The 15,748-nt window shown below is 48.7% G+C and carries 16 protein-coding genes; all 16 read left to right on the forward strand.

Annotated elements, in window-relative coordinates; genetic code table 11:
• Positions 1-73: 73 nt before the first annotated feature.
• The 16 genes from uvrA to hisB all read left to right on the forward strand — a co-directional run bounded on the left by uvrA (position 74) and on the right by hisB (position 15,743).
• Positions 74-2,959: an excinuclease ABC subunit UvrA gene (uvrA, locus tag ACFO8Q_RS13185; protein WP_380026277.1), complete on the forward strand. Its 2,886-nt coding sequence runs from the start codon at positions 74-76 to the stop codon at positions 2,957-2,959.
• A 13-nt stretch (positions 2,960-2,972) separates the two neighbouring features.
• Positions 2,973-3,284, forward strand: coding sequence for a hypothetical protein (locus ACFO8Q_RS13190; RefSeq protein WP_380026278.1), 312 nt, complete (start codon positions 2,973-2,975; stop codon positions 3,282-3,284).
• A gap of 70 nt (positions 3,285-3,354) precedes the next feature.
• Positions 3,355-3,543: a PspC domain-containing protein gene (locus tag ACFO8Q_RS13195; protein WP_380026279.1), complete on the forward strand. Its 189-nt coding sequence runs from the start codon at positions 3,355-3,357 to the stop codon at positions 3,541-3,543.
• A 12-nt stretch (positions 3,544-3,555) separates the two neighbouring features.
• Positions 3,556-3,903 carry a phage holin family protein gene (locus ACFO8Q_RS13200; protein WP_380026280.1) on the forward strand — a complete coding sequence of 116 codons (348 nt, stop codon included), beginning with the start codon at positions 3,556-3,558 and terminating at the stop codon, positions 3,901-3,903.
• 92 nt (positions 3,904-3,995) lie between these two features.
• Positions 3,996-4,796, forward strand: a complete 801-nt coding sequence (locus ACFO8Q_RS13205) for a Cof-type HAD-IIB family hydrolase (RefSeq protein WP_380026281.1) — start codon at positions 3,996-3,998, stop codon at positions 4,794-4,796.
• A gap of 17 nt (positions 4,797-4,813) precedes the next feature.
• On the forward strand, positions 4,814-5,785 hold the full coding sequence (locus tag ACFO8Q_RS13210) for a PucR family transcriptional regulator (protein ID WP_380026282.1): 972 nt from the start codon (positions 4,814-4,816) through the stop codon (positions 5,783-5,785).
• Positions 5,786-5,875: 90 nt separating this feature from the next.
• Positions 5,876-6,985, forward strand: coding sequence for an ABC transporter ATP-binding protein (locus tag ACFO8Q_RS13215; protein ID WP_380026283.1), 1,110 nt, complete (start codon positions 5,876-5,878; stop codon positions 6,983-6,985).
• A gap of 97 nt (positions 6,986-7,082) precedes the next feature.
• Positions 7,083-8,021, forward strand: a complete 939-nt coding sequence (hprK, locus tag ACFO8Q_RS13220; protein WP_380026284.1) for an HPr(Ser) kinase/phosphatase — start codon at positions 7,083-7,085, stop codon at positions 8,019-8,021.
• Between the two features lie 144 nt (positions 8,022-8,165).
• Positions 8,166-9,608, forward strand: a complete 1,443-nt coding sequence (locus ACFO8Q_RS13225) for a peptidoglycan DD-metalloendopeptidase family protein (RefSeq protein ID WP_380026285.1) — start codon at positions 8,166-8,168, stop codon at positions 9,606-9,608.
• 140 nt (positions 9,609-9,748) lie between these two features.
• Positions 9,749-10,705: a nucleoside recognition domain-containing protein gene (locus ACFO8Q_RS13230; RefSeq protein WP_380026286.1), complete on the forward strand. Its 957-nt coding sequence runs from the start codon at positions 9,749-9,751 to the stop codon at positions 10,703-10,705.
• Positions 10,706-10,733: 28 nt separating this feature from the next.
• The gene (gene ppaX / locus ACFO8Q_RS13235) at positions 10,734-11,375 is read left to right on the forward strand and encodes a pyrophosphatase PpaX (protein ID WP_380026287.1); all 642 of its coding nucleotides are present in this window, start codon (positions 10,734-10,736) and stop codon (positions 11,373-11,375) included.
• Position 11,376: 1 nt separating this feature from the next.
• On the forward strand, positions 11,377-11,868 hold the full coding sequence (locus ACFO8Q_RS13240; RefSeq protein WP_380026288.1) for an acyltransferase: 492 nt from the start codon (positions 11,377-11,379) through the stop codon (positions 11,866-11,868).
• Between the two features lie 98 nt (positions 11,869-11,966).
• Entirely contained in the window at positions 11,967-13,199 is a 1,233-nt protein-coding gene (gene hisZ, locus ACFO8Q_RS13245) for an ATP phosphoribosyltransferase regulatory subunit (protein WP_380026289.1), read from the forward strand.
• Positions 13,196-13,870 (forward strand): ATP phosphoribosyltransferase, encoded by a 675-nt coding sequence (gene hisG / locus ACFO8Q_RS13250; protein ID WP_380026290.1) that lies wholly within the window; start codon positions 13,196-13,198, stop codon positions 13,868-13,870. Before hisZ ends, hisG begins: the two co-directional genes overlap by 4 nt.
• Complete coding sequence (hisD, locus tag ACFO8Q_RS13255; protein ID WP_380026346.1) at positions 13,870-15,144, forward strand: histidinol dehydrogenase; 1,275 nt, start codon at positions 13,870-13,872, stop codon at positions 15,142-15,144. Before hisG ends, hisD begins: the two co-directional genes overlap by 1 nt.
• Positions 15,145-15,149: 5 nt before the next feature.
• The gene (hisB, locus tag ACFO8Q_RS13260) at positions 15,150-15,743 is read left to right on the forward strand and encodes an imidazoleglycerol-phosphate dehydratase HisB (protein WP_380026291.1); all 594 of its coding nucleotides are present in this window, start codon (positions 15,150-15,152) and stop codon (positions 15,741-15,743) included.
• Positions 15,744-15,748: the final 5 nt, after the last annotated feature.

Consider the following 15,748-nt stretch of genomic DNA (forward strand, 5'->3'; position numbering starts at 1 on the left):
AATTCGACAATGACTCGTCCACGTTCGACTCTTTTCCCGGGAAATGTAGAAACGTGCAGAAAAGGAGAAGTCTATGGCACAGGAATATATTGTCGTGAAAGGTGCACGAGCACACAACCTGAAAAATATTGATGTGCAAATTCCGAGGGATAAGCTCGTTGTTTTAACAGGGTTAAGCGGATCCGGGAAATCGTCGTTGGCGTTTGACACCATCTATGCAGAAGGTCAGCGGCGTTATGTCGAGTCCTTGTCAGCTTATGCCCGGCAATTTCTCGGACAAATGGATAAACCGGATGTGGATTCAATCGACGGGCTTTCACCCGCTATTTCCATCGATCAGAAAACAACTAGCCGCAATCCTCGTTCCACAGTAGGGACGGTTACGGAAATTTATGACTATTTGCGACTTTTGTTTGCACGAGTCGGACAACCATTTTGTCCGAACTGTAATATTCCGATTTCGTCTCAAACGGTAGAACAAATGGTTGACCGGATTCTTGAGCTGCCCGAACGAAGCAAAATTCAAATCTTTGCTCCATTGGTACGCGGGCGCAAAGGTGAGCACAGCAAATTGCTTGAGGACATTGGCAAACAAGGATTTGTTCGCGTTCGTGTAGACGGAGAGATCCGCGACTTGTCGGAGCAGATCTCCTTGGAGAAAAACAAAAAGCATACGATCGAAGCGGTTGTAGACCGGATTGTTGTGAAAGATGACGTTGCAGCCCGATTGGCAGACTCCTTGGAGACTGCCTTAAACCTGTCCGGCGGCACTGTGATTGTAGGCGTTGTGGATGGGGAAGAGATGATTTTTTCACAAAATCTGGGGTGTCCGGAATGCGGGTTCTCCGTTGAAGAACTAAGCCCCCGCATGTTCTCTTTCAACTCTCCTTACGGTGCGTGTGAAACCTGTTCGGGGTTGGGGACCAACATGGAAGTCGACCCGGATCTTGTGATTCCCGACCGGGGCAAGACATTGGCTGAAGGTGCTCTTGTTCCGTGGGCCGGAACAGCGTCGAATTATTATCCGCAGTTGTTGGCATCCGCCTGTAAGCATTTTGGAATCAAGATGAACGTTCCGATCGATCAGATTCCGAAAGAGAAGTTCGAAAAACTGTTATACGGTGCTCCCAACGAGAAAATTCGTTTTCACTATGAGAATGACTTTGGTCAAACAAAAGTGGCCGAAGTTGTCTTTGAAGGTTTGATTCCGAATCTGGAGAGACGATACAGGGAAACGGCTTCCGATTATGTGCGTGAATTTATTGAAGAATACATGAGTGCTAAGCCTTGTCCCAACTGTAACGGAGATCGCTTAAAACCGGAAGTGCTTTCTGTTCGAATTAACGATCGCAATATTTCTCAGGTGACTCGCTTATCTGTGAACGAAGCGTTGGATTACTTTGAAAACCTGCGGCTGACAGAAAAAGAAGAAGCAATTGCCCGTTTGATTCTGAAGGAAATTAAGGCCCGTCTTGGATTTCTGCGAAATGTAGGTTTGGATTACCTGAATCTGAGTCGTGCTGCAGGTACTCTCTCGGGAGGGGAAGCACAGCGGATTCGACTTGCCACTCAAATTGGATCCGCTTTAACCGGGGTTCTCTATGTCCTTGACGAGCCGTCAATCGGACTTCACCAAAGAGACAACGCGCGGTTGATTCGAACGTTGGAGCATATGCGGGATCTGGGCAATACATTAATCGTGGTCGAACATGATGAAGATACGATGTTAGCTTCCGATTATATCATCGATATTGGTCCGGGAGCGGGGGTTCATGGAGGTAGAATTGTCTCTCAGGGCACGCCGCAGCAGGTCATGGAAGATGAGAATTCGCTGACAGGTCAGTATTTGTCGGGGAAAAAGATGATTCCCATTCCGGCTAAGCGGCGCAAACCCAACGGGAAGTGGATCGAGGTCGAAGGTGCCAATGAGAATAATCTGAAAAATATTAATGTCAAGTTTCCGCTCGGACTGTTCACTTGTGTCACCGGTGTCTCCGGATCGGGCAAATCTACGTTAGTGAATGAGATTTTGCATAAAGCACTGGCTCAAAATCTGAACGGAGCGCGTACCAAGCCGGGCTCGCACAAGAAAATATGCGGTTTGGAACATCTTGACAAGGTGATCGATATCGACCAATCTCCGATCGGACGGACCCCGCGTTCCAACCCTGCAACTTATACGGGTGTTTTTGATGATATCCGTGATGTGTTTGCAACAACCAATGAGGCAAAAATTCGCGGATACAAAAAAGGCCGTTTTTCATTCAACGTAAAAGGCGGTCGCTGCGAGGCGTGTCGCGGGGACGGTATTATTAAGATTGAGATGCACTTTCTGCCGGATGTGTACGTTCCCTGTGAAATCTGCAAAGGACGCCGCTATAATCGAGAGACGTTGGAAGTAAAATATAAAAACAAGAACATTGCCGATGTACTCGATATGACGGTGGAGGACGCGCTTGAATTCTTTAAAAATGTACCACGTATCCAACGCCGACTGCAAACCTTATACGATGTCGGTCTCGGGTATATCCGGTTGGGGCAGCCGGCAACCACGCTGTCCGGCGGAGAGGCCCAACGTGTGAAGCTTGCATCAGAGCTCCATCGGCGCAGTAATGGCCGGACCATGTATATCCTTGATGAACCGACAACAGGTTTGCATATTGCCGATATCGAACGTTTGCTGCAAGTTCTGCAGCGTCTTGTAGACGCCGGGGATACCGTCCTGGTCATCGAACACAATCTGGATGTCATCAAGACAGCCGATTATTTGATTGATTTGGGGCCTGAAGGCGGGGATAAGGGCGGTACGATTGTAGCGACGGGTACTCCGGAACAGATTGCGAAAGCAGAAGCTTCGCATACCGGTGCGTTCCTTGGACCGATCCTGGAACGGGATAAACAACGCACAAAAGCCAAGAAAGAGAAAACTAAAGTCAAGGCGGGAGCCGCTGTTTCGTAAGCTGATTCCCGGATTGCATCGCCACTATCAAAAATTGGATGCCACCATGATTGTTCATGGTGGCATTTTTTCGGTGCGCTCTCCTTCTTTCAGGAGAACCGGAGAATTAGGGGCGACGACGGCGACGGCGGCAGATAACCAATACGCTTTGGCCAGGTTCCAAGACAATACGACGGCGACGTTGCTTCAACATATTTTTTTCCTCCTTTATCATCAAGATGATTTATTGTATGGACAAAGATTATTGATGGAAGCGGCACAAGACGTAAGAAGAATAACCAATTCTCAGGAGTTTGCAGGGAATTCTGATACTCCCGACGTCTAATTAAGTAAATGATGAAACTGTTTGCTTTCGAAATCGTATACAATGGTAGAGAGAAGAAGGGAGATCCTAAATGAAAAAATTATTTCGTTCTCGTAAAAATTCAATGATTGCCGGTGTGTGCGGCGGAATTGCTGACTATTTGGGCGTGGATGCCACGGTCATCCGGGTGGTTTATGTACTCCTGTCCCTGCTGACTGCTGCGTTTCCCGGTCTCGTGGTTTATATCATTATGTTGTTTATTATACCTTCCGAACAATAGGAGGTTGTATCTATGGGGTTTGTAACAAGACTGTTGTTGAATGCTTTGGCTCTGATGACAGTAGCGTGGTTATTTGACGGGATTTCATTCGCTTCGGGGGCGGACGGTGTATTTGCCGCGTTATGGGCTGCCCTTGTACTCGGGTTGGTCAACGTAACGATTAAGCCGGTTGTAAAACTGTTGACTTTGCCCGTGAACATTTTGACATTAGGTATTTTTGGTTTGTTGGTGAATGCAATGATGCTCAAGGTGGTTGACTGGTTTTCGCCGGGATTTGCAGTCGAAGGTTTTTTGGCCGCATTCCTTGGGGCAATCGTATTGGCGATAATCTCATCGATCCTCAACCTGTTTGTGGATTAGGGAGGTAGTGGCCATCTTTCTTTTTGGGGGAATGTTCGGTATATTTATTTAAAATCTTTTTAGACAAAAACAAACGGGGAGAGCCAAGCCAAATGACGCAATATAAGTTGGTAGCCATCGATTTGGATGATACACTGCTGCGGGAAGATTTGACCATATCAGAGCGAAATCGGCAAACGATCAGACAAGTAATTCAAAAAGGTGTAATCGTTACCATTGCAACAGGGCGGATGTATGCGTCCGCCAAACGTTTTGCCGTCCAATTGGAATTGGACGTACCGTTGATCACTTACCAGGGAGCTTTGATTAAAACCGCGTTGACCGGTGAAGTGTTATATGAGAAATTGCTGCACCCGGGTGTGGTAAAGTCCGTGATCCAGCTCGCCTTTGATCGGGGTATCCACGTACAAGCCTATTCTAACGACGCCTTATATACCCAGGAAGAGAATGAGGAAGTTCGCGCCTATACAGAGTTGGTGGGAGTGAACTATCAAGTTGCAGACTTGATGGAGATTGCGGAGCAGGGAACTCCCAAGGTTCTTTATTCGGGTGACCCGGATTTCCTTGATGAGTTTGCCCATGAGGTAAAAGCGGTTGTTGGGAATAGGGCGAACGTGTTCAAATCAAAGCCGCATTTTCTGGAAGTTACACATCCGGAAGCAACCAAAGGACAGGCACTTGATTATTTGGTCCAACGGTTGGGAATTACCCGAGAAGAGGTAATCGCACTGGGAGACAGTTATAACGATCTGGATATGATTGAGTATGCGGGGCTGGGCGTTGTCATGGAGAATGCCCCGGAGGCCATCCGCCAACTTGCTGATTATGTAACAGGACACCACGAAAAAGATGGTGTAGCGGAGGCTTTAAACCGTTTTGTCCTCAGCGTTTAGAATTGAGGTGACAGCTCTTGGAATGGCTCCGTGAACTGAAACAGATTCTTGGTGATCGGATACGCTTGGAAGAATGGGCTGATTTTCCGGTTGGAAAAGAACCGTTTTTGCATGAAACTGAACAATGGATACCTATCGGGAAGAAGCAGTACATTGTAATCGATCGGAACCGATTGTCAGGGGAAGCTGCCGAGCTTCTTACTCTGTTAATTGAAAAAGGTGTTTCCGCTCGCGATACGTCCGCTGCCCAGTGGTTTCAACAATTGATTCAAAATCACCGGGAAGAGCATAAATTCGTGAATGAAGCAGTTGTTAACGGGTGGGATATTTCGCTGCCTGGAGTGGTTGGGGTTTTGGCGCTGCACGCCGCAGAGAGCGAAGGGCCGGTGACCCTGCTGGAAGAGATTTTGTCAGATGTGGACGGGCATGCTTTAGCAATCGGAAACGATCAGAATATCTGGTTCTATCTGCCGATGCTGGAAGGGCAAACGATTGAGGATGTAAAGGAAACATGCGCAAGATTGTTGGATACCCTGATGAGCGAACTCTATGCATCGGGAAAAGTGGCCATCGGTCGCCCGGCAATGGATCTGCAGGATCTGCCAAGAGCGAAACGGGAGGCGGAAGTTGCACTGCTTGCAGGCTCAGCATTTCGCGGCGGGCAGAAGGTTTATTTTTATGGTCAATTGGGACTGGCCCAATTATTGTTTGGGATCACACCGGAAGCAAAGAACGCATTTTTGGAAGAGGTGCTGCCGAAAGAAAAGGCAGAGGGGCTCACTCAGGAATTTCGGGAAACGGTTCACTCTTTTGCCCTGCATGGTCAAAATATTTCAGAGACGGCAAGGGCACTGTTCATCCATCGCAATACTCTCCTGTACCGTCTCGATAAAATTCAGGAACTAACAGGCAGGGACATTCGGCGTTTTGAAGATTTGGTGGTAATATGGCTCGCATTGATGCTCCATTACCAACAAAATGCACAATAATGTGTCCTGTTTTTCGTACAGAGCGTCCAATTGGCTGGGCGCTCATTTGCTTTTATAGTAAAGATAAGATAAATCGAGGGGGCAGATCTGATGGCACGCGTTCAACTGAAGCATGTATATAAACGTTACAGCGGGGATGTAGTAGCGGTAAAAGATTTCGATCTCGACATTCGGGATCAAGAATTTCTTGTATTGGTGGGTCCCTCCGGATGCGGTAAATCCACCACTCTTCGCATGGTAGCAGGTCTTGAGGAAATTTCGGACGGAGAACTTTGGATCGGGGAGCGTGTTGTGAATGATGTTCACCCGAAAGATCGCGATATCGCGATGGTTTTCCAAAACTATGCTTTGTATCCTCATATGAATGTATATGATAATATCTCTTTTGGTCTGAAGCTGCGGAAAGTTCCAAAGCAGGAAATTGATCGTCGTGTCCGGGAAGCGGCAAAGATTCTCGACATTGAACATTTGTTGGACCGCAAACCAAAAGCATTGTCCGGCGGTCAGCGTCAGCGGGTTGCTTTGGGACGCGCTATTGTACGCGAACCGCAGGTATTCTTGATGGACGAACCGTTGTCGAACCTGGATGCGAAACTCCGTGTTCAGATGAGAACCGAGATTGCCAAGCTGCATAAGCGTTTGAAAACTACCGTGATCTATGTTACACACGACCAGACAGAAGCGATGACTATGGGTGATCGGATTGTAGTAATGAAAGACGGCGTGATTCAGCAGGTAGGTACACCGGTTGAATTGTACAACCATCCGACCAACATGTTCGTGGCTTCCTTCATCGGTTCGCCTGCCATGAATTTCTTGAACGGGAAGCTGGTGGAAGAAGGCGGTTCGATCTACTTCCGTGCCGAAGGGATTACTATTTTGATTCCGGAAGGACGTTATGGGCTGCTGCGTGATAAGGGTGTAGTAGGCAAAGAAGTTGTATTCGGAATCCGTCCCGAAAATCTCCATGATGAACCGGTGTATCTCGAAACATATTCCAACGCTACCTTGCGGGCTGAGGTCGAAGTAGTGGAAATGCTGGGGGCGGAAGAGTACTTGTATCTGAACGTGAACGGCCAATCCCTTACAGCGCGTGTGGATGCTCGTTCGGATATCAAGTCGGGTTCAAACGTGACCCTTGCATTGGATATGAATAAGGGACACATCTTTGATAAGGAAACACAGCAGGCGATTTTTTAATGCAGGACTTGAAAAAGATCTCTGATTCGCTTCCGTGTTATGGGGTACATCTGGTATCCTAAACACGGAAGTTATTTTTTACTTAAGGGTGAGCAGCTTGAACAAAAGATTACAGACGAAAAACCTGATTGAGGAATTTGATTTCGTACTGCTCAACCCGGGAGCGGATATCAGCAGGGAGATTACCGTCAGTGATATCAATCGACCCGGCTTGGCACTGGCCGGATTTTTTATCTATCATCCGGCGGAGCGTGTTCAATTGTTAGGGCGAACCGAATTGGCATTTTACAATTCGATGCAGGAACACGATCAGCGTGCAAGGGCAGATGCCCTCTGTCATTTCGCCCAGACTCCGTGTATCGTGGTGTCGAGGGATCAAGCATTACCAAGTCTGCTCCTGGAAACAGCCAGTCGTTATCAACTTCCCGTGCTGCGAGGGAAGTTTAATACAACCAAGTTGGCTGGAAGCCTGCAGCGTTTTCTGGATTTAAAATTGGCTCCGGAAACCCAGGTCCATGGAGTGCTTGTCGATGTCTATGGAATAGGAATTTTGATCACCGGGTCATCCGGAATCGGCAAGAGCGAAACCGCATTGGAACTGATTAAAAGGGGACACCGATTGGTGGCGGATGATGCGGTGGAAATTCGTCAGGTCGAAGATGGCGTTTTGATGGGGGAATCTCCTGACCTTTTGAAAAATCTTTTGGAAATCCGAGGCCTTGGCATATTAAACGTGATGACGCTCTTTGGAGCCGGCGCGGTACGGACACGAAAACAGATTGAGTGCGTGATTCGGTTGGAGATGTGGAAAGAAAATATGATGATCGATCGGCTGGGGCTGGACGAAAATACGACCCGAATTTTGGATACTAATCTGCCATGCCTGTCACTGCCTGTTATGCCGGGAAGAAACTTGGCGGTTCTGATCGAAGTGGCCGCTATGAATCAACGTCTGAAACGAATGGGTTATAACGCTGCAAAAGATTTGTCGGATAAATTGATGATCGCAATTGAAGAGCAGGAACACAGCCTGTGACGCCAATTGAAATTGGCGTCACTCTTTTTTCGACATTTTTGTAACCAAATTGAAATAATTATCCTGCAGGATCGAGTCGATTTCTATCGAATAAAGAGACTTTGGCGTACATATATAGTTTACTAGGCCAAAGGAGGTTGAGGCATGGCGGAATTACAAACTGGATGGCACACACATCTTCGCTCAATCGCCGTCGCCAATAAAGAATATACAATTGAACAGCTGTCACAAATGGATACGAAGAATATTGTCCGGCAAATTAAGGAGCAGGTCAGTAAAACTTTTACCGTTCGAAAGACAGCGGCGGTGGTTGTGTTGGTAGCCCTGACCACTTTCGGGGCTCTGGCGATCCAAGAGAGTGTTGGGAAGACGGACTTGTACTACAAGGTCTATGTTGACGGGCAATATGTGGGAGATGTCAAAGACCCGAATTTTGTTTATGACAAAATTGCTTCACTAGGTGACAAACTGCAGGTTTCTGTTTCGTTGGTTCCGGTTCATCAGCGTTTGGCAGGCGGTACTTCGGAAGCGGAAGTTTCGTTCGCGATGAATGAAGCTGTGAATCCTCATGTACAGGCAATCATGATCCGAGTGGATGGTCAGGACGTTGCGGCAGTTAAAGATATGGCAACCGCAAAAGCAACAATTGAAAAGATTAAAGCGAAATTCGCCTCTGGTGACAAGGCCGTCAAAGAAGTGAAAATCATGCAAACTATTGATTTTCAGACGATGCGTGTCAATAGAGACGAGGTTCGCTCCTTGGAATCGGCCGCAGCAATCCTGCTGGAGGGGCGGGAAAAACCGAAAAAGTATTTGGTCTCGCGTGGTGAATCCCTTTGGACCATTGCGGCGAAAAACCAAACAACCGTTGATAAATTGAAGGCAGCCAATCCCGAGATCGCAAACGAAAATGCTCTGCAGGAAGGTCAAGAGATTGCCATCAATTCGGTTGAGCCGTTCGTTACCGTTGAAGTAGTGGAGGAAATTACCCGCACTGTGCCGATCGAATATGAAACACAGTATCGGGACGATGCTTCTTTGAATAAAGGAGAACAGCGTGTGATCACCGAAGGGCAAGCCGGTGAGAAAACGCAAAAAGTCCAGATCCGTAAGAAGAACGGAAACGTCTACGCAGAAATTGTACTGTCCGAGCAGGTTGTTAAAGAAAAAACAGACAAGGTTATCCTGCGCGGAACCAAGGTTCCTACAGAAGTGTCAGGCGATTGGGCATGGCCGGTGGCCTCCCGGACTATCTCCTCTACATATGGCGAATGGCGAGGAAGCAGTCAGCATTTTGCCATTGATATCAGTGCGCCCATTGGCACTGCTGTCTATGCTTCCAACAATGGAAGAGTCGTTTTTGCCGGATGGGACGGGGGATATGGCAACGTAATCCGGATTAGTCACGGAAATGGCGTTGTGAGTGTTTATGGACACTTGTCCTCGATTAAGGTTTCGGTTGGCCAACAAGTGGAGAAGGGCACTGTAATTGGAGGTGTCGGCTCGACGGGCAACTCGACGGGTCCGCATCTTCACTATGAAGTGCTGGTCAATGGCGTTCGAGTCAATCCGGCTCCTTACATGTAAGGCAGAAGGGTCTCATACGGGACCCTTTTTTGTTATACTTATTGCGGAATATATTATTTTTGGGCCCCCATCAAAGTACTCGGAATGAACTACTATGCTTAGCGTCACTTTGATGGGTGGTGACAGGAGAGAGGAACGGAATGGATCGTGGTGTCTGGAAACGCGGATTGTGGTCAGGATTAAGAACCACTTGGGTACTTAGTAAAGTAATTGTTCCAGTCACCATGCTGGTAACGATACTCAAGCATACACCCGCAATTGAATGGATTGTGACCTTATTTCAACCTGTTATGAACTGGCTGGGGCTGCCGGGTGAGGCGGCGGTCGTCCTGGGATTGGGATTTATTCTGAATTTGTATGCGGCGATTGGCGCCATGTTCGTACTGCCTCTTACCTCGTACGAAATATTCGTATTAGCGGTCATGTTGAGTTTCGCCCATAATCTCTTTGTGGAAACTGCCGTGTCCAAAAGAGCAGGGTTATCAGCGACCGTGATTTGTTTGACAAGAGTTGGAACCGCATTTCTTTCTGCAGCCGTGATTCGGTTGTTTGCTCCTGCAAATGCAGTGCCAGTTTCCGGCAAAATGGGGGAAGTCGTTTTCGATCCCTACTTTTGGAACATGGAACTTTCGATTTTCCTGGCTGAACTCTTTCAGAAAGCGTGGACAGCGGTCTGGCAGTTGGCTTTGATTGTGATTCCGCTCATGTTTGTCATTCAAATCCTGAAGGAAATCAAGTTTCTTGATTCCATGGCAGGTTGGATGCGGCCTGTCACCCGTCTGTTGGGATTGCCGGAGAAAGCGGCTGTTCCGCTTCTTGCGGGATTGTTTTTTGGGCTGGCGTACGGAGCGGGTGTGATTCTCCAGTCTACTCAGGAGGAGAATCTGACTCGGCGTGAACTGTACTTGATGTTTATTTTTTTGATCTTGTGTCATGCAGTGGTTGAGGATACGCTATTATTTGTTCCTCTGGGAATTAACGGATGGCTGCTTCTCGGCACACGGCTTGCGGCTGCAGTTATTATAACCGCAGTGTTGTCCAGAGTATGGCGAGAGCGACGGGTCATTCAGAATCTGGCGGTCAGCAATGGAAAGTAAGGCATAATAAAAGATGTGGAGGACTATTGTGAGATATCCGTATATCTTGTTCGACCTAGACGGTACATTGATCGATACGAATGAATTGATTTTACAGTCTTTTGAACATACGCTTGAACATTATTTTCCGGGTCGGTACACGAGGAAGGATGTTCTTCCGTATATGGGGGAGCCACTTGTGAAGCAGTTGGGGCGTTGGGCGGAACCTGAGCGGGTCCCCGAAATGGCGGGAACCTACCGCAATTACAACGTGGAACAACACGATCGGCTGGTTGCGATTTTTCCGGATGTGCAAGAGGTATTGGAAGAGCTGAAAAATCTGGGCTGCAGGATGGCGGTCGTCACCAGCAAAATGCGGTTGACTGCGGAAATGGGACTCCGTCGTTTTGGCTTGGAACGATATATGGGGACAATCATAACAATTGAAGATACGGAAAAGCATAAACCGGATCCGGAACCTCTCCTGTTGGCAATGAAAAGATTGGGGGCGGATCCTGTTAAAACGCTGATGGTCGGGGATTCTCCCTATGACATCTTGGGCGGTCAATCTGCCGGGACGGCTACCTGTGGAGTTGCTTGGAGTCTGCGGGGGCGTGAAGGTTTAACACGCTATAAACCTGATTATTTGATCGAGGACATGAAACAATTAGTGGAGATTGTGCGGGGGTAGTATGAGAAGAACGAACCGGTATCCGGTGCAGGGAGCAAATTCACTTTGGCAATTGTATAAGACCGTGCCTTTCTGGAAGGTGGCCCGAAACTTCATTGTGATCCAAATTGCTCGCTACACACCTTTTTTTGGCATGAAAAATTGGCTGTATAGAACATTTCTAGGGACGCAGGTCGGACATCAAACGGCATTTGGTCTAATGGCGATGCTTGATATCATGTTCCCCGAACGGATCCGGGTGGGCAGCAATTCGATTATCGGTTATAACTCCACGATTCTCGCCCACGAATACCTGATTGAAGAGTACCGCTTGGGCGATGTGATAATTGGGGATCGAGTCATGATTGGCGCGAACACGACCATTCTTCCGGGTGTGAGCATAGGAGACGGGGCGGTCATCGGTGCCGGTTCGCTTGTGAACCGCGACATTCCTCCCGGGGTATTTGCTGCCGGAAATCCGGTACGTATCATTCGGGAACTGCAAGCCGAATAGAATGTGGCTGTTGATTGACATATCCCCCGCATCATGCTAACATTTGAAATCATACTTTAGTATATTAGCAAACTAAAGCGTCGGTAGGTGAATACTGGATGCAGAAGCCGTTATTGTTTGAGAAACCGCAGGGAGTCAGAGATTTTTTACCGGATACCGCCGCCAATAAGCGACAGGTTGAGCGGGAGATCTCAAAAAGTTTTGCCGGTTGGGGATATCGGGAGATTATTACGCCGATGTTTGAATACATGGACACGTTTCAAACCGGGATCCGGGGAGCGGAAGACCGGGTTTTTAAGTTTGTGGAGCGTTCGGGCCGAATGGTGGCATTGCGTGCGGATATGACATCTCCGATCGCGCGGGTGGTCGCTTCCTTGTTGAAGGACTCGCCACTGCCCATCCGTTTGTCCTATACAGCGAATATTTTCCGGCAGCAGGAATTGGTTGCCGGGCGGGATGCGGAGTTTACGCAGGCGGGTGTCGAACTGATCGGGGATGCTTCTCCGGATGCAGATGCCGAGATGCTGGCGTTGGCCGTATCCACTCTAAAGGCCATTGGTCTTGAAGGATTCCGGCTTGCCTTGGGACAGGTCGGTTTTGTACACGGGCTGCTGCAGGAATACGTCGTGGATGAAGCGATCCGGGATCGGCTGCAAAGTGCGCTTGCAGATAAAGATTATGTCGCATATGAGCGGACAATTGCACTGGAAGTGACCGAGCCCGCTTCCTCCATTCTGCTCCAGATCCCCCGGCTTCGGGGGGGTGTGACAGTTCTTGCAAAAGCCGGAGAATTGACGAGCAATCCGCAAGCCCGGGAAGCTTTGCAGAATTTGGAGGACATCTGGCGAGTTCTTGCGATCCATGGTGTTACAGACCATGTTCAAATTGATCTGAGCCTGCTCTTGGGATTGAATTATTATACGGGAGCTGTTTTTGAAGGCTATGCGCCGCTGATGGGTTTTCCGATCTGCGGCGGCGGACGTTATGACGAATTGATTGAACGGTTTGGCCGGAAAGCTCCTGCGACCGGTTTTATTATAGGGATTGAAAGAATACTGGAGATTCTTGAGAAAAAAGGGGCTTTTTCCCCGGATGCACGCTACCTGCTATGTTATCCGGAGGAAGATCGTGAACCGGCCCTTCATTTTGCCTCTTTTCTTAGAAGACAAGGGATTCCGGTTTCCACGAAATTGATTGCACGGGATGAAAAAGTGCCGGTTGTTGAAGGTTCTGACCCGGTTCGATTGGAAGCAGGCAGCCTGCAAACCAATGACGTAAAGCTTCACAGTTTCTATCAAGTTTTTCAGGCGGAAGGTGGAAAATTCCGATGACACCAACAGATGGTCAACAGTTAACGGTCGCTCTGTCAAAGGGACGCATCATGAAAGATACACTGCGCCTTTTGCAGCAGGCAGGGATTCCGGTACCGGAAGACATTGAAGAATCCCGCAAGCTGATTCTTGAATCATCCGATCGTACTGTTCGATATATCCTTTCGAAACCTGTAGATGTTCCGACTTATGTAGAGTACGGTGTAGCAGACGTAGGAATTGTCGGCAAAGATGTGCTTCTTGAAGCAGAACGTGATCTGTATGAACTGCTTGATCTTGGCATCGGGCGCTGCCGTATGTGCGTATGCGGTCTGCCGGGTACCAAAGGCGGAATGGTAAGCCGGGTGGCCAGCAAATATCCGCGAATTGCAACCAACCATTTTCGCAATCAGGGTCAACAGGTGGAAGTGATCTTTTTAAACGGTTCCGTTGAATTGGCGCCATTGATCGGGTTGGCGGACGGGATTGTAGATCTGGTCGAAACAGGCCGCACACTGGCGGAAAACGGACTGGTCATCCAGGAGGAAATTGCTCAGATCACCACACGCGTAGTGGCCAACCGTATGAGCTTCCGGTTGAAAAGTGAGCAGATCGACAATTTTGTCACAGGGTTGCGTCAGGTGACAGAACAGAAAGTGCAAGCCATCCTCGGCAGGGGGGAGCAGGTATGATACGAATTGTAGAAGCAAAGGAGTTTTCGCTAAAACGGGAAGAAGCGGAACCCTATGAAAAAGAACGGGAAACCGTCCTTGATATCATTCAACATATCCGTCAGTACGGGGATCAAGCATTGCGGGCATTTACCCGGCGGTTTGATGGGGCTGAACTTATTGATTTTCGGGTGCCGGAGGCTGCTTTTGCAGAGGCTTACAACCAGGTCGCTCCGGAATTCGTGAACGCGCTGCGTGATGCGATTGCAAATATTCGGCGTTACCATGAGGCTCAACGCCGCCAGTCTTATTTGATGATGGATGAAGAGGGGACTACGCTCGGACAGCTGGTTCGTCCGCTGCAGCGGGTGGGAGTCTATGTTCCGGGAGGAACCGCTTCATATCCTTCGACAGTACTGATGAATGTGATTCCTGCACAAGTGGCCGGTGTGCCCGAGATCGTTGTGGCGACACCGCCTGACAAAGAGGGAAATGTAAACCCCGGTGTTCTGGTGGCTTTGCAGGAGTTGGGTATTACCGAAGTGTATCGTGTAGGTGGCGCCCAGTCGATAGCGGCTCTGGCGTATGGTACTCAGTCCATTCGTCCGGTTGATAAGATTGTGGGTCCCGGGAATATCTATGTCGCTCTTGCGAAGCAAGCCGTTTTCGGAAAAGTCAGCATCGAAAGCATTGCGGGTCCGTCCGATATTTTGGTTGTGGCCGACGATACGGCCGATCCGGAGTATGTCGCAGCCGATTTGCTGTCGCAAGCGGAACACGGTGAAACTTCACAAGCGATTCTGGTGACTCCGTCACGTGAGCTGGCAGAAAAAACGGCCGTTGCACTTGAGCGGCAACTAGCCGCTCTACCGCGCCGGGAGATCACCGAAGTCTCGATCCGCAACATGGGTGCGATCGTGGTGACGGCCGATTTGGCGGAAGCTGTCGATGTTGCAAACAGAGTGGCTCCGGAGCACCTGGAACTGATTGTGGGAAATCCGGATGATTGGATTGGCCGGATTGTGAATGCAGGTGCAATTTTCGTAGGTGCTTATTCAACAGAGCCGGTCGGAGACTACTATTGCGGCACCAACCACGTGCTTCCGACAGAGGGAACCGCCCGTTTTTCCTCACCGTTAAATGTGGACGACTTCCTGAAGAAGACATCTTTGATTCGTTACAGCAAGACTTCGTTATTGAATCATGGACATAAGATCATTGCACTGGCGGAGGCGGAAGGACTCGAGGCACATGCAAACGCAGTCCGCATCCGGCTTCAAAAGGAAGGAAAGTGACGACCATGAGCGCAAACCGAATTGGAGAAATCAAACGGGACACGTTTGAGACACAGATTGCCCTAAAGTTGAATCTTGACGGGGAAGGCAGGCGGCAGCTTGAATTACCTGTGCCTTTCCTCAAACATATGCTGGATTTGTTTGTAAAACACTCCGGTTTTGATCTGGATGTGGATGCAAAAGGAGATATTGAGATCGATGATCATCACACGGTCGAGGATATCGGAATTTGCTTGGGACAGGCATTCAAACAGGCAATAGGCGACAAGGCGGGAATACGCAGGTACGGCAACCGCTTCACACCGATGGATGAAGCGCTGGCTCAGGTGACGGTTGACATCTCCGGCCGCTCCTATCTGGTATTTAATGCGCAGTTCCCTGCAGAAAAAGTCGGTAATTTCCAGACCGAACTCGTGCTTGAATTCTTCCAGGCATTTACGGCTAACGCAGGTGTTACTCTGCATATCAATCTGCATTACGGCACCAATACACATCACATGATTGAAGGGATCTTTAAAGCATTTGCCGGTGCGTTGGCAGAGGCTGCAAGAAAAGACGAAACCATAAAAGGTGTTTTGTCAACCAAAGGATCGCTGTAGCGGGG

The organism is Effusibacillus consociatus (genome assembly GCF_042652925.1).
GTDB lineage: Bacteria > Bacillota > Bacilli > Tumebacillales > Effusibacillaceae > Effusibacillus > Effusibacillus consociatus.